This is a genomic window from Streptomyces fuscichromogenes (assembly GCF_014645815.1).
Classification (GTDB): domain Bacteria; phylum Actinomycetota; class Actinomycetes; order Streptomycetales; family Streptomycetaceae; genus Streptomyces; species Streptomyces fuscichromogenes.
This window is the reverse complement of the sequence record NZ_BMML01000002.1, coordinates 451,897-468,608: the sequence shown is the minus strand read 5'-3', so window position 1 is coordinate 468,608 and position 16,712 is coordinate 451,897. Positions and strand designations below refer to the sequence as shown.

General features: G+C 69.2%; 13 protein-coding genes. 1 reads left to right on the top strand and 12 read right to left on the bottom strand.

The annotated features are described in order from the left end of the window. Positions 1–14: 14 nt before the first annotated feature. The 4 genes from IEZ11_RS05840 to proB form a co-directional block, all read right to left on the bottom strand. Positions 15–599 (bottom strand): SCO2584 family spore wall biosynthesis protein, encoded by a 585-nt coding sequence (locus tag IEZ11_RS05840; protein ID WP_189261485.1) that lies wholly within the window; start codon positions 597–599, stop codon positions 15–17. A gap of 214 nt (positions 600–813) precedes the next feature. Then, positions 814–2,100: a glutamate-5-semialdehyde dehydrogenase gene (locus IEZ11_RS05835; protein WP_189261484.1), complete on the bottom strand. Its 1,287-nt coding sequence runs from the start codon at positions 2,098–2,100 to the stop codon at positions 814–816. A 218-nt stretch (positions 2,101–2,318) separates the two neighbouring features. Then, the gene (locus IEZ11_RS05830) at positions 2,319–2,747 is read right to left on the bottom strand and encodes a DUF8830 family protein (RefSeq protein ID WP_189261483.1); all 429 of its coding nucleotides are present in this window, start codon (positions 2,745–2,747) and stop codon (positions 2,319–2,321) included. 124 nt (positions 2,748–2,871) lie between these two features. Further along, positions 2,872–3,993, bottom strand: a complete 1,122-nt coding sequence (gene proB / locus IEZ11_RS05825) for a glutamate 5-kinase (RefSeq protein WP_189261482.1) — start codon at positions 3,991–3,993, stop codon at positions 2,872–2,874. Between the two features lie 243 nt (positions 3,994–4,236). Between proB and IEZ11_RS05820 the strand changes: the two genes are divergently transcribed. Beyond that, positions 4,237–5,643 (top strand): polysaccharide pyruvyl transferase family protein, encoded by a 1,407-nt coding sequence (locus tag IEZ11_RS05820; RefSeq protein WP_189261481.1) that lies wholly within the window; start codon positions 4,237–4,239, stop codon positions 5,641–5,643. Between the two features lie 16 nt (positions 5,644–5,659). Here IEZ11_RS05820 and IEZ11_RS05815 read toward each other — a convergent pair whose 3' ends face one another. The 8 genes from IEZ11_RS05815 to rplU all read right to left on the bottom strand — a co-directional run bounded on the left by IEZ11_RS05815 (position 5,660) and on the right by rplU (position 16,544). After that, complete coding sequence (locus IEZ11_RS05815; protein ID WP_229712841.1) at positions 5,660–6,820, bottom strand: glycosyltransferase family 2 protein; 1,161 nt, start codon at positions 6,818–6,820, stop codon at positions 5,660–5,662. Between the two features lie 384 nt (positions 6,821–7,204). After that, positions 7,205–9,256 (bottom strand): CDP-glycerol glycerophosphotransferase family protein, encoded by a 2,052-nt coding sequence (locus tag IEZ11_RS05810; RefSeq protein WP_229712818.1) that lies wholly within the window; start codon positions 9,254–9,256, stop codon positions 7,205–7,207. Between the two features lie 152 nt (positions 9,257–9,408). Then, positions 9,409–10,908, bottom strand: coding sequence for a bifunctional cytidylyltransferase/SDR family oxidoreductase (locus IEZ11_RS05805; RefSeq protein WP_189261480.1), 1,500 nt, complete (start codon positions 10,906–10,908; stop codon positions 9,409–9,411). Positions 10,909–11,198: 290 nt separating this feature from the next. After that, entirely contained in the window at positions 11,199–12,428 is a 1,230-nt protein-coding gene (locus tag IEZ11_RS05800) for a hypothetical protein (protein WP_189261479.1), read from the bottom strand. 114 nt (positions 12,429–12,542) lie between these two features. Beyond that, the gene (locus IEZ11_RS05795) at positions 12,543–14,093 is read right to left on the bottom strand and encodes an alkaline phosphatase D family protein (RefSeq protein WP_189261478.1); all 1,551 of its coding nucleotides are present in this window, start codon (positions 14,091–14,093) and stop codon (positions 12,543–12,545) included. Between the two features lie 295 nt (positions 14,094–14,388). Then, positions 14,389–15,828, bottom strand: a complete 1,440-nt coding sequence (obgE, locus tag IEZ11_RS05790) for a GTPase ObgE (RefSeq protein ID WP_189261477.1) — start codon at positions 15,826–15,828, stop codon at positions 14,389–14,391. A 126-nt stretch (positions 15,829–15,954) separates the two neighbouring features. Further along, positions 15,955–16,209 (bottom strand): 50S ribosomal protein L27, encoded by a 255-nt coding sequence (rpmA, locus tag IEZ11_RS05785; RefSeq protein ID WP_010041940.1) that lies wholly within the window; start codon positions 16,207–16,209, stop codon positions 15,955–15,957. Positions 16,210–16,223: 14 nt separating this feature from the next. Continuing rightward, on the bottom strand, positions 16,224–16,544 hold the full coding sequence (gene rplU, locus IEZ11_RS05780) for a 50S ribosomal protein L21 (RefSeq protein WP_007381993.1): 321 nt from the start codon (positions 16,542–16,544) through the stop codon (positions 16,224–16,226). Between the last annotated feature and the right edge of the window lie 168 nt (positions 16,545–16,712).

Genomic DNA, 16,712 nt, shown 5'->3' with positions numbered 1-16,712 from the left:
GCGGCCGTGGCCGCTCAGGGCGTGCGCGGGACCGCGGAGGCCGCCGACTTGGCGGGCTGGGAGTAGTCGGCGGAGACCGAGGGGGCCGCCGCGGTGCCCTGTCCCTGGCCGGTGGAGGGCGGCCTGGGCACCTGGTCGCGGCTGCCGCCCGAGGAGGCGCTGCGGTAGACCGCGGCGAAGGCGAGCGCGACCATGCCGATCCCCATGACGAGGGCGAGCACCCAGGCGACGGGACGGTGCCAGCGGACGTGTTTGCCGTACGTCCCGGCGGCGCCGTAGCCGTCTTCGAGCACGTCGGCGTCGTCCGGGTCGTCGAGTTCGCCGGAGTGCCGGAATCCGGGGCCGTCGGGGCCGTAGGCGTCGTCGTAGCGGTCGCCTCTGGCGTGGGCCCGGCGGGCCTCGGCCTCGGAGGCCTCGGCTCTGGCCTGGGCGGCGGCAAGGAGGCGTTCGACGGCGGTCGGCTCATGGACCACAGCCGCCTTCACGAAGGCCTCGTCGAAGACCACGGCGTCGAACTCTTCGTCCGACATTCCGTGATCATGGTCGTCGTCGGGCTCCCAGCCGTCAGGGAACGGCGTGCCCCCCACGTCCTCCGGCACGGAACCAGAGTAGACCTGGGGGGTCAATTTGGGCAGACGGTATGGAAATTCATAGGCCCGGTGAGACGCCTCTCACGCCGCCCCGGGACCCGTACGCCCCTCCGCGCGCCCGTACCGGCCGACCACGCCTTCCGCACCCCCTCACGGCCACCGGACGGCGCGCCACAGGGCCGTCCGGGATACGGCCGTCCGAGGTACGGCGGGCGTACGGACGTCAGCGGCGGATGTGGCCGTCGCCCGTGACGATGTACTTGGTGCTGGTCAGCTCCGGCAGGCCCATGGGGCCGCGGGCGTGCAGCTTCTGGGTGGAGATGCCGATCTCGGCGCCGAATCCGAACTGGCCGCCGTCGGTGAAACGCGTGGAGGCGTTCACGGCGACGGTGGTGGAGTCGACCAGCTGGGTGAAGCGGCGGGCGGCCTGCTGGGAGGTGGTGACGATGGCCTCGGTGTGCCCGGAGGTCCACAGCCGGATGTGCTCGACGGCCTTGTCGAGGGAGTCGACGACGGCGGCGGCGATGTCGTACGACAGGTACTCGGTCTCCCAGTCCTCCGGGACGGCCTCGACGACGGTCGCCTTGGAGTCCTTGGCGTGGGCGAGGACACGTTCGTCGGCGTGCACGGTGACGCCGGCCTCGGCGAGGGCGTCGAGGGCGCGCGGCAGGAACTCGGCGGCGATGTCCTGGTGGACGAGGAGGGTCTCGGCGGCGTTGCAGACGCTGACCCGCTGCGCCTTGGAGTTGATGAGGATGTCGATGGCCATGTCGATGTCAGCGTGGGCGTCGACGTAGACGTGGCAGTTTCCGGTGCCGGTCTCGATGACCGGGACCTTGGACTCCATGACGACGGTCTGGATGAGGGAGGCGCCGCCGCGCGGGATGAGGACGTCGACGAGGCCGCGGGCGCGCATCAGCTCGTGGACGGACTCGCGGCCCTCGCCGGGCACCAGCTGGACGGCGTCGGCGGGCAGCCCGGCACCGCCGACGGCGTCCCGCAGGACCCTCACCAGCGCCGTGTTCGACTCGTAGGCGGAGGCGGAACCGCGCAGCAGGACCGCGTTGCCGGACTTCAGGCAGAGGGCGGCGGCGTCGACGGTGACGTTCGGGCGGGCCTCGTAGATGATGCCGACGACGCCGAGCGGGACGCGGACCTGCCGCAGGTCGATGCCGTTGGGAAGGGTGGAACCGCGGACGACCTCGCCGACCGGGTCGGGCAGCTTCGCGACGTCACGGACGTCGGAGGCGATGGCGCGGACCCGCTCCGGGGTGAGGGTGAGGCGGTCGATGATCGCCTCGCTGGTGCCGTTCTCGCGGGCCTTGGCGATGTCCTTCGCGTTGGCCTCGACGATCTCGCTCGTACGGACCTCCAGGGCGTCCGCGACGGCGAGCAGCGCGTCGTCCTTCACGGCACGCGGCAGCGGCGCGAGGTCGGCGGCGGCGGCCTTGGCGCGGTAGGCGGCCTGGGTGACCGGGGACATGGCGTCGTACGGCGAGAGCGTGGTCATGAGGGAAGGGTAGTGCGCCCCGGTGGGCCGTCCACGATTCATCCCACACCGCGAGACGGGATCAAACAGGGACAATACCCGCCGGGATCAGCGGGTCCCGGTGGACCCGCGAGACCGCTGGACCAGGAGGGCCGGTGGGCCCCGGGAGCTCGGAGCGGTGGGACCCGGGGGCTCGGAGCGGTGGGACCCGGGGGCTCGGAGCGGTGGGACCCGGGGGCTCAGAACGGGTGGATGCCGACCGGTGTCGCGGGCGGCGGGCCGTAGCCCTCGGCGATCCGCTGATGGTAGGTCGTGCGGTCGATGACCTCCAGGCCGACGATCTCCCACGCGGGCAGGCCGGCGGTCTGACGGTGCTCGCCCCACAGGCGCAGGGCGACGGCGGCGGCGTCGTGGAGGTCGCGGGCCTCTTCCCAGTAGCGGATCTCGGCGTGGTCGCAGGCATAGCGGCTGGTGAGGAGGAAGGGGTGGTCGTGGGCCAGTTGTTCGAGTCCGCGGCGCAGTTCCGGCAGGGGGACCTCGGCACCGCAGACGCTGAGGGTGACGTGCCACAGGCGGGGCAGGTCCTTCGGCTCCTCATAGGTGTCCCCGGCCGCGACGCTCGTCAGAGCACCGCGGGAGGCCGCAGCACCAGGGCGCACTCGTCTCACGACGGCCTCCTTACAGCTGTGCTCGTGCGGAACGTGGTCCTGAGACAAAGTTGAGCAGGCCGCAAGGGTTCGTGTGGCGGTTTTACGGAACGTCCCCCACCGGGGGCCGTCGTTACGCCCCGTTTTACGGGTGCAGGATCACCAGGTCGTCCCTGTGTACGACCTCACGTTCGTACGCCGGGCCCAGCTCGCGCGCCAGCTCCCTGGTCGAACGCCCGATCAGCTGGGGGATCTCCTTGGCGTCGAAACTGACCAGCCCGCGGGCCACGGCGCGCCCCTGGGTGTCGCGCAGCTCGACCGGGTCACCGGCGCCGAACTCGCCCTCCACGGCGGCGATCCCGGCCGGCAGCAGCGATTTACGGCCCTGTACGACCGCGCGGACGGCCCCGTCGTCGAGGGTGAGCGAGCCCTGCGGGGTGGAGGCGTGCTGGAGCCACAGGAGGCGGTCTGCGGACCGTTTGCCGGTGGGGTGGAAGTAGGTGCCGGTGTCGCCGCCGGAGAGCGCGTCGGCGGCGTGCACGGCACTCGTGAGGACCACCGGGATGCCCGCGGCGGCGGCGATCCGGGCGGCCTCCACCTTGGTGACCATCCCGCCGGTGCCGACGCCGGCCTTCCCGGCGCTGCCGATCTCGACGTCCGCGAGGTCCTCGGGCCCCTTGACCTCCGCTATCCGCGAGGTGCCGGGCCTGCTCGGGTCACCGTCGTAGACGCCGTCGACGTCGGAGAGCAGGACCAGCAGGTCGGCGTGGACGAGGTGGGCGACGAGGGCGGCAAGGCGGTCGTTGTCGCCGAATCGGATCTCGTCGGTGGCGACGGTGTCGTTCTCGTTGACGACCGGCAGCGCGCCCATCGCGAGCAGCTTGTCGAGGGTGCGGGAGGCGTTGCGGTGGTGAGCGCGGCGGCTCATGTCGTCGGAGGTGAGCAGGACCTGTCCGACGCGGACGGCGTAGCGGGCGAAGGAGGCGGTGTAGCGGGCGACGAGCAGGCCCTGGCCGACGCTGGCGGCGGCCTGCTGGCGGGCCAGGTCCCGGGGGCGGCGCCGCAGGCCGAGCGGGGCGAGTCCGGCGGCGATGGCACCGGAGGAGACGAGGACGATCTCCCTCTCCCCGCCGCTGCGGCTCTTGGCCAGGACGTCGACGAGCGCGTCGACACGGTCCGCGTCCAGGCCGCCGGAGGCGGTGGTCAGCGAGGAGGAGCCCACCTTGACGACGATCCTGCGGGCTTCGCCGACGGCCTGCCTGGCCATTGCCACGTCCTGTCCCCACTTCCTTGCGCGTGGCAGCAATCTACGCGAAGGGGACGCGCGCGGGACGCGCCCGTCCAACCCCCGGACAACGGCATGGACGGAAGTGCAGGCGGCGATACATGCAGACAGCAAGTGATCACTTGACCACGCCCCGCACATGGCAAAAAGGTTGCACTGACTGCATATAGAAAATGAAGCAAACGCAAAGTTAGTTTGAAGTTTGTGTCATCTAAAGTTCGCAGCGTGAAGCGCATCCTTCTCAGATCAGGCAAGAGTCCCTACGACGTCGTCACCGTCGAGGAGGCTCTGCACCGGGACGTCATCGCCACCAACTCGGGCAACCTGATCTTCAGCGACGCCGCCCACAAGATCCTCGAGACGCCGGACACCGAGGTCGTCTCGAACGGCATACCCTCCGAGGTCTCCGCCGCCGCACGCATCAACAAGGAGTACGACGCCTTCGTCGTACCGCTCGCCAACGCCTTCCGTCCCTCCTTCGAGGGCTCGTTGAAGCGGATGACCCGACTGATCTCGAAGCTGAAGATCCCGGTGGTCGTGCTGGGTGTCGGCGCGCAGACCGGGGTGAGCTACAACCCGGAACGGCTGAAGCGGATCGAGCCGTCCGTGCGGGAGTTCTGCGCCGCCGTGCTGGATCGCAGCGCGTCGATCGGTGTACGGGGCGAGTTCACCGAGCAGTACCTGAGGGACATGGGCTTCAAGGACGTCGAGGTCATCGGCTGCCCTTCGCTGTTCATGCACGGTGAAAGCCTCCCCGTGCACAAGAAGGCGCTGGAGCTGACGCCGGAATCGCGGATCGCGATCAACGGCTCGCACAGCGCCGTCCGCACACAGGGCCTGGACCGGATCATCACGCGCACCCACGAGCGCTATCCGCACCTGCGTTTCGTCGGCCAGAACCTCAGTGACGCACGGCAGCTGCACTGGCGGGATCTGTCGGATCCCAACGCCGCGGTGACCGCGATCCCCACCCATCCGGACCATCCGATGTTCCGCGAGGACAAGGTGCGGGTCTACGTCGACCCGTTCACCTGGGTCGACGATCTGCGTTCCTTCGACTTCTCCTTCGGTTCGCGCATCCACGGCAACATCGCGGCACTGCTGGCCGGCACGCCGGCCACCGTGCTGTGCGGTGACTCGCGGACGCTGGAACTGTGCCGCTACTTCGAGATTCCGCACCGGCGGCTGGACCAGGCGGTCAAGGACCCCGAGTCGGCGGACCCGGCGAAGCTGTACGCGGAGGCCGACTTCGGCGGACTGGTGGGCGGTCACCGGGAGCGCTTCGAGCGGTTCACCGGGTTCCTCAGCAGGAACGGACTGCAGAACACCTTCACCCACGGCGACGGCGGAGCGACCTTCGAGGAGCAGATGCGGACACTGGCGTTCCCGGCGGGAATCCGCCCCTGGAACGACGTGGACATCGCCTCGCTCACCTCACGGTTCGGCTGGCTGCACAGCCGTATAGACGAACTGTCGCTGGACAACGCCCGGCTGGAGAAGGAGCTGTCGCGTGCCGGGGTCCGTGCCGCCAAGACGGCCGCCGCGGCCGCTGCGCAGCCGACCTCGGCCTACCGGCGGGCTCGCCGCGCCGTGGGCAAGCCGATCCGGCGGGCGCTGGGGTCTGGCGGGTAACCGCACGGAGTCCGGGTCAGGCGGCCGCCGCCTTCACGTCCCGGGTAGGCAGCGACCGCCGCAGCTTGCGCAGCGCGCGCCGCAGGAAGGTGTTGGCGGCCTCCTCCCGGTAGCCCTGGACGGCGCGGGCCTCGCGGGGTTCGGCGAGATAGATCCAGTCGGGGACCCCGGCCGCCTTGGAACGGAAGTGCGGGTAGCCGAGATAGACGCGGGTGCCGCGCTTCTCCAGGACCGGGGTGGGCTTCTTCTTGGCCCGCAGGAACTCGACGACGTCCGGGAGGAGCTCGGTACGCCGGACGGCCACCAGGTGCAGCTGGAGCCGCTCGTGGACCTTGAGGCGGCGGGCCACCTCGGAGTTCCAGTGCGCGTCCATCAGCGGCTTGACCAGCTCCAGCTTGTGCTTCCGTACCTCGTCGGTGTCCTTCAGGAACTTGGGTCCGAACTGCGGAAGCACCGTGACCTTGAACGGCCGGACCATGAGGCCGTCGCGCCGCGCCCCCGCCGGGACCATCTCGGCGATCAGGTTGATCAGGGCGCGCGCGGAGTCGAAGCGCAGGGTGTAACTGCCGCTCTTGGTGACGTGTTTGCCGTCGGCGCGCCCGACGAGGTAGTAGCAGGTGTGGTCGGCGACCACGGAGACGCCGTCGGCGCGCAGATAGGCCTCCATGGTGAACAGCGCGTCCTCGCCGGTCCACAGGGACTCGTCGAACCGCATGCTGTGCCTTTCCAGCAGCTCGCGGCGGAAGAGCTTCTGGGCACTGAGCGCGAACTTGATGTTGGAGGAGAAGACGTCGGTACGGCCGACGGTCTTGCCCCACATCGACTCCGGCGCCTTGCGGTTGATCCCCTCGACCTTGCCGAGGACGACGTCGGTGCTGTTCTTGTCGGCCATCGCGACCATGCGTTCCAGCGCCTCGGGGCCGAGTCGGTCGTCGGCGTCCAGGAAGAACACGTAGCGGCCGGTGGCCTTGGCGAGGCCGACGTTGCGCGGGCCGCTGGGGCCGCCGGAGTTCTCCTGGCGGATCACGGTCACCGGCATGGCGGCGCGGGCCGCGAACTCCTCCAGGTACTCCCCCGTGCCGTCGGTGGAGCCGTCGTCGACGGCGATGACCTCCATGCGGGCCGGGTCGAGGGTCTGGCGCTCGACCGAGGCCAGGCACTCGACCAGGTACGGCATCGCTTCGTACGCCCCGATGATCACGGTCACATCAGGCTGCGCAACGACGGTCACGTTTCCCCCTAGTCAATGGTGCGTTCCCCCTGCGTCATCTCGAACGCAATGTCTTAGATGACCGATCGACTCGACAGGTTGCCTTGGAGCACGCACTCAGTGGCCCAGCTCACATGACGAACGGATAGCCTGATGGTGTAGAGCGACTTGCACCGGACAGTACGGACGCACGGTAAGAGCTGCTCAACGCGATCAGCGAAGCGGGGGTAAGAAGAAGTCCGTGCATTACTAAGCAGAGGTAAGAGAACGCGTCGCGTCTGCAAAACCCGAACGGGCTCGGTCCCGGGGAGATCCCCGGGACCGAGCCCGTGAGCGGTGTCCTGACGGTCGTCAGCCGGCGGTCGCGGCCTCGGGGTCACCGGCCGCGATCCGGGCCTCCTGGCCCAGGTTGCGGGTCTCGGCCTTACGGGCGAGCGCGGCCACCGCGCCGTCGAACTGCTCGATGGAGGTCGGCTCGTCCGGTCCGAGCAGGTAGTGCTTGAGCTCGTCCCGGTCGGCGGCCAGCGGATCGGCCGACGGGTCGCGTACGGCGTCCAGGAGGCCGCCGAGTTCCTTGGCGCTGTTGGAGAGGATCACGGCGGCGCGCACGGCGGTGTTGGCCCGCTTGAACTCCTCCACGCCGACGCCGGCGGAGTCGGTGACGGCGTACGGCTTGCCACTCGCGATGAAGTCTGAGACCACGCTGGAGATGTCGGAGACCATCGCGTCGGAGACGTTGAAGCAGTCGTACAGGCGGGGTTCGGCGCCGGTGATGACGGCGTGCCGGTACGACGGCAGGGTCTGCCAGTAGAAGTCGTTCCAGTCGGCGCGCAGCCGGGCGATCTCCTCGTGCTTGCCGAGGTCGACGATGTCGTCCCGGCTTGCCTCGGCCTCGTCGCGCCTGTCGTCGCCGGTGCCGACCAGCTCGGCCAGGCGGGACTCGATGCGGGTCAGTTCGGCCTTCGCCGTGGCCTGGGCGTCCGTGTCAGCGGTGAAGCGGGCATCGGTGGCGCGGGCCTCGGCGGCCTTCTCGACGAGAGCGGTGACGCGCCGGTGTGCGGCGCCGGCCTCGGCGCTGACGGTACCGGTGAAGGGGTGCGGCTTGTAGAGGACGCGAACCGGCGGGTCGGCCTTGACCAGCGTCTTCACGATGTTCTCGCCCGCGAGCACGAGGGAGGTGTTGCCGGGGTCGCCGTCCCAGCCTTCCCAGGTGGGCGCGTAGAGCACGGTGGGGATGCGGCCGTCGGGGACGCCCTGCCAGCTCTGGATGGGGGCCAGCTGAGGGCGGCCGACCTCGACGATGTCGTCGTCGCGGACGCCGACGTCGGCGATGGCGTAGCGGTCGCGGCCCGCGCGGCCCGCGGTCCACACCTCGTCGTACGCCTTGCTGAACGGGTTGACGCTGGCCAGCTTGTCGCTGTCGCCGTGGCCGATGAAGACGTGCTTCATCGTGGGGACGCGCAGCAGGTGGATGTTCTTGCCGACGTTGGCCGCGTAGAGAGCGACGCGCACCGTGGAGAGGTCCATGTTCATCAGGTGCACGCCGCCGGGCACGCAGATGACGGGGACGCTGGTCGGGGCGAGGTTTTTCAGGATGACCCGCTCGCGCAGCAGGATCAGCGGGCGGGACTCCAGCTGTTCCATGGTCTCCAGCCACATGTTGACCTGGTAGGCGGAGTCCTTGGAGCCGGAGAAGTACAGCACGGTCCCGGGCTGGTAGTCGGCCAGCCAGTCGTCGACGGCGGCCAGCACGGTGTCGGCGTCCGGCGGGGTCTTGCGGCCGCGCACGTACGGCATCAGCACCAGCACGTAGAGGGAGCCCAGGGCGAGGGTGATCCCGATGCCGATGGCTCCGGCGATCGCGCTGTCCGTCACCGCCGAGATCAGCAGACCGACGACGGCCGCGAGGTCGAGGTGAAGCATCTTCTCGGCGGAGCGGTCGAGCAGACCGCGCGGCGGGGCGTCCGGGATGCGGATGCGGGACTTCAGGTCGACGTTGCGGGTGGCGACGGGCATCCGGCGGCGGTTGCGGATCAGAGTGACCAGTGCGCCGTGCGGGGCCTGAAGGCCGTAGAAGGCGATGAAACAGGCGACCGCGCCGTAGAAGATCAGGCCGTTCGAGAGGTTCATCCGGGCCAGCAGCAGGATCAGCAGCAGCTGCCGGATCAGGAAGCGGATGGACAGACCGGCTCGGACCTTGCTCAGGCGGTTGACGAGATAGCTGCCCTTGCGGTGCAGGTAGTGGTCCGCCAGGTACGTGACCGCGGCCGCGGCCGCGAAGGCGTAAACGCTCGGGACGAGCGCGGCGACCATGAGGACCGGGAAGCCGAGCATCATGAGTGCCGCCGCGGCCAGCTCGGCCGCGCTGCCCACCCGGGCGACGCGAATAGCGGTGGATATCACGGAGAACCTTTTGCTGACAAAAAGGCCTGAATTTGACCTTGCGGACGATCGGGAGGTGGTCGATCTGGGTTTTTACGGGTTCAGGCCCCTGTGAGTGCTCAGCGAACGCGCAACCACAGAGGCCTGAATTACAGATGACTAATGACTGCCGATTATGCCACGCCGTCCTGTCGGTCCAGGACACTGGCCAGGGCCTGCTCGAAGCCGGAGGCCTGGCCGGCGGCGGCCGTCGGGTCCTGCTGGCGGACGTCGATGACATGGCCGGTGAGCTCGGACAGCAGCACGTCGAGAGAGGTGCGGGCGACGGCTTCGGAGGAGAGCAGGGAGCCTGTCGGTTCCTGGCCGAACGCCTTCGTGCGCATCGGGGTGGCGGTGCGCTCGGGGTTGATGCAGTTGACGCGGACGCCGTCCCCGGCCCACTCGTCGGACAGGGCCTGGGTGAGGTTCACCATGGCGGCCTTGGTCGAGGAGTAGAGGCTGTACTCGGCACGGCCGCGGGTGTAGCTGCTGGAGGTGTAGAGCAGCAGCTGGCCCTTGGTCTCGGCGAGGTACTTGTAGCTGGAACGGGCGATCTGCACCGGCGCCAGGTAGTTGACCTTCAGCGCCTCTTCGATGGTGGCGTTGTCGGTCTCGGCGAGCTTGCCGATGCGCAGCACGCCCGCGGTGTTGACGACGTAGTCGATGCGGCCGGTCTCGGCGTACGCCTTGGAGAGCGCGTCATCGACTTCCTCCGGGTTCTCCACGTGGGTGCCGGTGGTGGAGCGGCCGAGGGCGTAGACGTTGGCGCCGTAGGACTCGGCGAGTTCGGCGATGTCCTTGCCGATGCCGTACGAGCCGCCGAAGATCACCGCGGTCTTGCCGGTGAGCAGCTCGCGGTAGTCCTCCTCGCCGTTCTGCTCGGGAGCGGCGGTGGAGGCGAGCTGGAAGAGCTTGTCGGCGATGAAGACGTCGACGGGCTGGGTGACCTTCATGTTGTACTCGTCGCCGGCGACGACGTGGATCGGCACGTCCGGCAGGTACTTGAGGACGACGGAGCAGTCGTCGGTGGCCTGGAAGTTGGGGTCGCCGGCGGCGACCTGGTAGGCCCTCTTGATCGTGGACAGCTTGAACGCCTGCGGGGTCTGGCCGCGGCGCAGCCGGGAGCGGTCCGGGATCTCGGTGATGAACTCGCCGTCCTGGCCGTGGGTGCGCGTGACGATGATGGTGTCGGCGGACGGGATGGCGACGTCGACGGCCTGGTAGCGCTCCAGCGCGGTGACGCAGTCGTCGATGACCCGCCGCGACAGCAGGGGGCGTACGGCGTCGTGGAAGAGGACGTTGAGGTCCTCGCCTTCGGCGAGGCCCTCGCCGAGGGCCTGGATGGCACGCTCGGTGGTCTCGTTCCGCGTGCTGCCGCCCTCGATGACCTTCTTGACCTTGGTGAGTCCGGCCTTGGCGACGATCTTCTCGACGTCCGGGACGTAGCCCGGTGCCATCAGCACGATGATGTCGTCGATCGAGTCGGCCTTCTCGAAAGTGGCCAGGGTGTGCTCGATGACGGCCTTGCCGGCGATCTTCAGCAACTGCTTGGGGATCGCCAGACCCACCCGCTGGCCGGTGCCACCGGCCAGGATCACTGCGGTGGTTCGGGGCTTGGCTATGCGCTGGGACACAGGTGACCTACCTTGGGGCATCAGGGAACCTCGAAATGGTCCCACTTCAGGTAACCGCTGTGCAAGGTGAGCGCCGTCCACTGCATATGTGCCCGCAACCTTTCATTCACCTTGTATCGCTGGTGATGGGCGCCGCCCGTCGGACGACTGGAAGAGTCCCGCGAATTTGCTGTGAGTAACTACACAGCTCATTCCGATTGCTGTGCGTGACACGACGCGCGTCTCAGTAGCACTACGCCGTGATGCAGGGACGGCTTAGCAGGGCTACGCCGTCCCCCTTTCCCGTCGTCTCACCGCCGCCGCAGCTTCTTCAGACATCGGTGCCCCAGGACCCGTACGAGTTCCTTGGACGATGTCTGGTGCACGGTGCGGGACTTCGCCTCGGCGGTGTGGCGTACCGGTGCCGCGGCCGCCGCGGCGAGCGCGCCGTAGAGCGCCTGAGCGGCGACCTCGGAGGTGATGCGGGCCTCGCCGGCGGGCGGTCCCGGCTGTGCGGGGACGGCGGGCAGGGCGTGGAGCAGGGCGGGTTCGCCGATGACGCGGACACCCATGGCGCCGATGCGCTCCACCATCTCGGCTCCGATACGGCCGGCGGCCTCGACGGCCCAGTCAGGGGTGGAGATCTTCACGTCGGCGGCGGTGGGGCTGCACGAGTTCTTCATATGCATGACGGCGCCGTTGCGGACGAGCTTGGAATACAGCTCGTCGGGGAGTCCATTGCCGCGGAATTCGACGTTGAGCTTTCGCAGCATTTCGGTCTCGGCGAGGGTGAGGGAGCGGTTCGCCGTGTCCGGGACGGGCTGGAGAAGCTTTTCGGGGAGTCCGAGGAGGGCCTCGAAGGTGCGCATCAGGCCGTCGCGGTCCCGGTCGTCGACCACGACGACGGTGACCCGGTCGGCGCCGGCGGCGCGGACCCAGCGTTCGACGAGCCGGTCGTGCCGGTGCCGGTGCCAGAAGCTGGGGTTGGGCTTCTCGTAGGGGGCCTTGCGGAGCATGTGCTCCAGCCAGTCCTCGTAGCCCATGCGCAGTCCGTTCTGCACGTACTGCTGCCACTGCGAGGGCATGATCCTGGCGAGCGGGCGGAGGGTGACGAGGACGTGGACGCGTTCGCCGCCGAGCTGTTCGACGATGCGGGCGACGGTCTCGTCGTCGGGGGCGTCGGCGAAGAACTCACTGCTGATCACCGAGGTACGGGAGCCGGTGGCCTCGACCTGCTTGAGCAGCCGCGTCCAGTGCTGCTCGGTGGGCACGACGTCGCCGATCATCGCGGGCCGGGCGCAGGCTGCGAGGGCGGCCTCCATCGGGTGCCGGGTGGACGCGGGGAACTCCACCCCGTGTCCGGGCAGCTTGTCCTTCGCGGCGAACAGGGCGCCCTGGATGGCCGTGGTCCCCGTTTTGTGCGGGCCGATGTGCAGCAGGCGGGTGCCGGCGGGCAGGGCGGCAAGGGGACCGGTGGGGCCTATGGGGTCTGCGGGGGCATTGTTCACCGGGGCTTGGCCTCTCGTACAGTCCGTCTCCATGGTTAACGGAAGGTAAGACGTTTATCTTAGGTTCACCTGAGAAGAGCCTGGGACACAGATGAGTCCCAGGCTCCTGTTACACAGACTTGACCTTTGGGGCGCCCGGTTCGTACGTCACACGACCTGTACGCCCGGTTCATCCGTCTCTACGCGCAGGGTGGCGAGCGTGCTCGCGGTGGCGTGCGGTGCGACGACGGTGTCGACGGCCCGCACGCGCGCGTCGATGCCGTCGCGGCGGATGTCGAAGAGGTGGTAGCCGCGGTGGGCGTCGATGACCTTCCAGTGCGGGTTGTCGGCCTTCAGCGGATCCCACTGGGCGTGGAACGCGGCCTGGTCCTGGTCGCCGTTGCTGGAGATGGAGGTGCCGACGAACTCGGCGCCGACGACGTCCGACGAGGGGTCCGCGAAGTCCTTCTTCAGGTCGCTGATCATGGTGAGATGGCGGTCGCCGCTGAGCACGACGGGGTTGCGGACGGAGGCGAACCCGTCGAGCAGGGCGTTGCGTTCGACCTGGTAGCCGTCCCAGGCGTCGTAGTACCAGAGTTTTCCGTCGCCGGGCAGGATGTCGGTCTCGGCCATCATGATCTGCGAGGCGATCAGGTTCCAGCGGGCCGGTGAGCCGTGCAGTCCGTCGAGGAGCCACTGTTTCTGTTCGGCGCCGAGCATGGTGAGGGCGGGGTCCTCGGCGGCGGCCTGGCTGGTGACCTGGTCGCTGCGGAACTGGCGGGTGTCGAGGACGTTGAGCCGGACGAGGCGGCCGAACTCCAGGCGGCGGTACATCTGGATGTGCGGGCCGTCCGGGATCGCGGTGGCCCGGACCGGCATGTGCTCGTAGTAGGCCTGGAAGGCGGCGGTGAGCCGGGCGACGAACGCGTCGTGGGACTGCTTGTCGGGGTCCTGGGGGATCTCGCCGGCCCAGTCGTTGTCGACCTCGTGGTCGTCGAAGGTGACCACCCAGGGCGCGTTGGCGTGCATGGCGGCGAGGTCGGGGTCGCTGCGGTACTGGGCGTAGCGGTTGCGGTACTGCACCAGGGTGTACGGCTCGCCGGTGCCCTCGTGGCGGCGGGGGCCGGCGGAGGACGGCGTGGACTCGTAGATGTAGTCGCCGACGAAGAGGACGACGTCGGGGTCCTGGGCGAGCATGTCGGCGTACGGGGTGAAGTAGCCGTGCTGCCAGTTCTGGCAGGAGGCGAGGGCGACGCGCAGGGAGCCGCCCCTGGCGTGCGGGTGGGGGGCGGTGCGGGTACGGCCGGTCGGGGAGATCCGTCCGCCGGAGCGGAAGCGGTACCAGTAGGAGCGGCCCGGATGCAGTCCTCGTACGTCCACGTGAACGCTGTGCCCGTACTCGGGCCGGGCGTAGGCGGTGCCGCGGCGGACGACCTTGCGGAGGCGCTCGTCCTCGGCGATCTCCCACTCGACGGGGACGATCTCGTCGGGCATGCCGCCGCCGTGCAGGGGGTCGGGGGCGAGCCGGGTCCAGAGCACGATGCCGTCGGGCAGCGGGTCGCCCGAGGCGATGCCGAGGCTGAACACACCTTCGGGCAGCGGGCTCTCGGCGGCCCGCGCGACGGACGGCAGCCAGAGCTGGGCGGATGCGGCGGCTCCGAGGACGGCGGCACCGGCGGTCAGAAAGCGGCGTCGGTCGGGCGATGGTGCTCCGGTCATGCGCGGACTCCCTTGCCACAGTGGCCTCTTGGACGGTCTGGCCTTCGGAAGCTCCCACGGCCGGACGGTCCACCGGCTGAACGCAGACCTGCGTGCACATGACAACTGGGCAGACAACGAAAGACCCGTTGCGACCGGGAACAGCTCCGGGCCGCAACGGGTCTTGCGAGTCTCAGGTCTTACGGGGCTTACGGGTTAGCCGGGTCTTGCGGGTCCCACGGCACCGACAGGTCCGACAGGTCCGACAGGTCCGACGGCAGATCAGCGCACCCCCGGGAACCGGGGCCCGTCGGCTCTACTCGAACGGGTCGAAGTCGCCGTACTCCCGCAGGGACTCGTCGCGTTCCGCCTCCCGGTCGCGGCGGCGCTGTACGGCGGGCCGCTGCTCCTCGAAGCGGTGGTCCTCGCCGCGCCGGCCGAGCATCTCGGCGCCGGACATCATGGACGGCTCCCAGTCGAAGACGACGGCGTTGTCCTCGGGGCCGATGGCGACGCCGTCGCCCGAGCGGGCGCCCGCCTTCATGAGCTCCTGCTCGACACCGAGGCGGTTGAGCCGGTCGGCGAGGTAGCCGACGGCCTCGTCGTTGTTGAAGTCGGTCTGGCGGACCCAGCGTTCGGGCTTCTCGCCCCGCACCCGGAAGAGGCCGTCCTCCTCCTGGGTGACGGTGAAACCGGCGTCGTCCACGGCCTTGGGCCGGATGACGATCCGGGTCGCCTCCTCCTTGGGCTTGGCCGCGCGGGCCTGGCCGACCAGGTCGCCGAGCGCGAACGTCAGCTCGCGCAGGCCCAGATGGGCGACCGCGGACACCTCGAAGACGCGATAGCCGCGGGCCTCCAGGTCGGGACGGACCATCTCGGCGAGGTCCTTGCCGTCGGGAACGTCGATCTTGTTGAGGACGACGATCCGGGGCCGGTCGCCGAGGCCGCCGTACTGCTTGAGCTCCTCCTCGATGATGTCGAGGTCGGAGACGGGGTCCCGCTCGGACTCCAGGGTCGCGGTGTCCAGGACGTGGACGAGGACGCTGCACCGCTCGACATGGCGCAGGAACTCCAGCCCGAGGCCCCGGCCCTGGCTGGCGCCCGGGATGAGTCCCGGCACGTCGGCGATGGTGTAGACGGTGGAACCGGCGGTCACCACACCGAGGTTGGGGACCAGGGTGGTGAACGGGTAGTCGGCGATCTTCGGCTTGGCCGCGGACAGCACCGAGATCAGCGAGGACTTGCCGGCGCTCGGGTAGCCGACCAGGGCCACGTCCGCGACGGTCTTCAGCTCCAGGACGATGTCCCCGAGGTCCCCGGGCACGCCGAGGAGCGCGAAGCCGGGTGCCTTGCGGCGGGCGCTGGCGAGGGCCGCGTTGCCGAGGCCGCCGCGGCCGCCCTGGGCGGCGACGTAGGAGGTGCCGTGGCCGACGAGGTCGGCGAGGACGTTGCCGTCCTTGTCCAGCACCACCGTGCCGTCGGGGACGGGCAGGACCAGGTCCTGGCCGTCCTTGCCGGCCCGGTTTCCGCCCTCGCCGGGCTTGCCGTTGGTGGCCTTGCGGTGCGGGGAGTGGTGGTAGTCGAGGAGCGTCGTCACGGACTGGTCGACAGTCAGGATGACGTCGCCGCCGCGGCCGCCGTTGCCACCGTCCGGGCCGCCGAGCGGCTTGAACTTCTCCCGGTGTACGGAGGCGCAGCCGTGGCCTCCGTTACCCGCGGCGATGTGCAGCTCGACGCGGTCCACGAAGGTGGTCATGGTGCAGTGCCTCCAGATACTTACGGGGTGATACCTATGTCAACACGCGAAAGGCGGACCCGCCTTCCCGATCGGGAAGTGAGGTCCGCCTCGCGAAACGTTCGGTCTGGGCCTTGAGAATCAGGCTCAGGCGACCGGGACGATGTTCACGACCTTGCGGCCACGGTGGGTGCCGAACTGCACCGAACCGGCCTGCAGCGCGAACAGCGTGTCGTCGCCGCCACGGCCGACGCCCGCACCCGGGTGGAAGTGGGTGCCACGCTGGCGGACAAGGATCTCGCCCGCGTTGACGACCTGACCGCCGAAGCGCTTCACGCCGAGGCGCTGAGCGTTGGAGTCACGACCGTTACGGGTGGACGATGCGCCCTTCTTGTGTGCCATCTCTCCTCAGTCCCTTACTTCGCAGCCGCGGGGATCTCAGTGACCTTGATCGCCGTGTACTGCTGGCGGTGGCCCTGACGACGGCGGTAGCCGGTCTTGTTCTTGTAGCGAAGGATGTCGATCTTGACGCCCTTGTGGTGGTCCACGACCTCGGCCTGGACCTTGATGCCGGCCAGGACCCACGGGTCGCTGGTCACAGCGTCGCCGTCGACAACGAGCAGGGTCGAGAGCTCGACCGTGTCGCCAACCTTGGCGGTGGAAATCTTGTCAACCTCAACGATGTCGCCGACAGCAACCTTGTGCTGGCGACCACCGCTGCGCACGATGGCGTACACGCGGATCTCACTCTCTCGCTCGGGAACGGCACCCCCGCAGTCCAGCCACCCTGCGAACGCGGGCGGCCTCTCCGGAACACCGTGTGCTCCCGAGGAAGAGGTTTACGGGGATGTGGCGCGTCCTCATATCCATGGACACGCCGACGGTCAAGGTTACGGGGCGGTGGC

What these genes read in the sequence shown, in the direction of transcription:
- IEZ11_RS05835 (WP_189261484.1), bottom strand. Translation starts at nt 2,100, where the DNA reads ATGACCACGCTCTCGCCGTACGACGCCATGTCCCCGGTCACCCAGGCC.
- proB (WP_189261482.1), bottom strand. Translation starts at nt 3,993, where the DNA reads ATGGCCAGGCAGGCCGTCGGCGAAGCCCGCAGGATCGTCGTCAAGGTG.
- IEZ11_RS05815 (WP_229712841.1), bottom strand. Translation starts at nt 6,820, where the DNA reads ATGCCGTACCTGGTCGAGTGCCTGGCCTCGGTCGAGCGCCAGACCCTC.
- IEZ11_RS05800 (WP_189261479.1), bottom strand. Translation starts at nt 12,428, where the DNA reads ATGGAGACGGACTGTACGAGAGGCCAAGCCCCGGTGAACAATGCCCCC.
- IEZ11_RS05795 (WP_189261478.1), bottom strand. Translation starts at nt 14,093, where the DNA reads ATGACCGGAGCACCATCGCCCGACCGACGCCGCTTTCTGACCGCCGGT.
- obgE (WP_189261477.1), bottom strand. Translation starts at nt 15,828, where the DNA reads ATGACCACCTTCGTGGACCGCGTCGAGCTGCACATCGCCGCGGGTAAC.
- rpmA (WP_010041940.1), bottom strand. Translation starts at nt 16,209, where the DNA reads ATGGCACACAAGAAGGGCGCATCGTCCACCCGTAACGGTCGTGACTCC.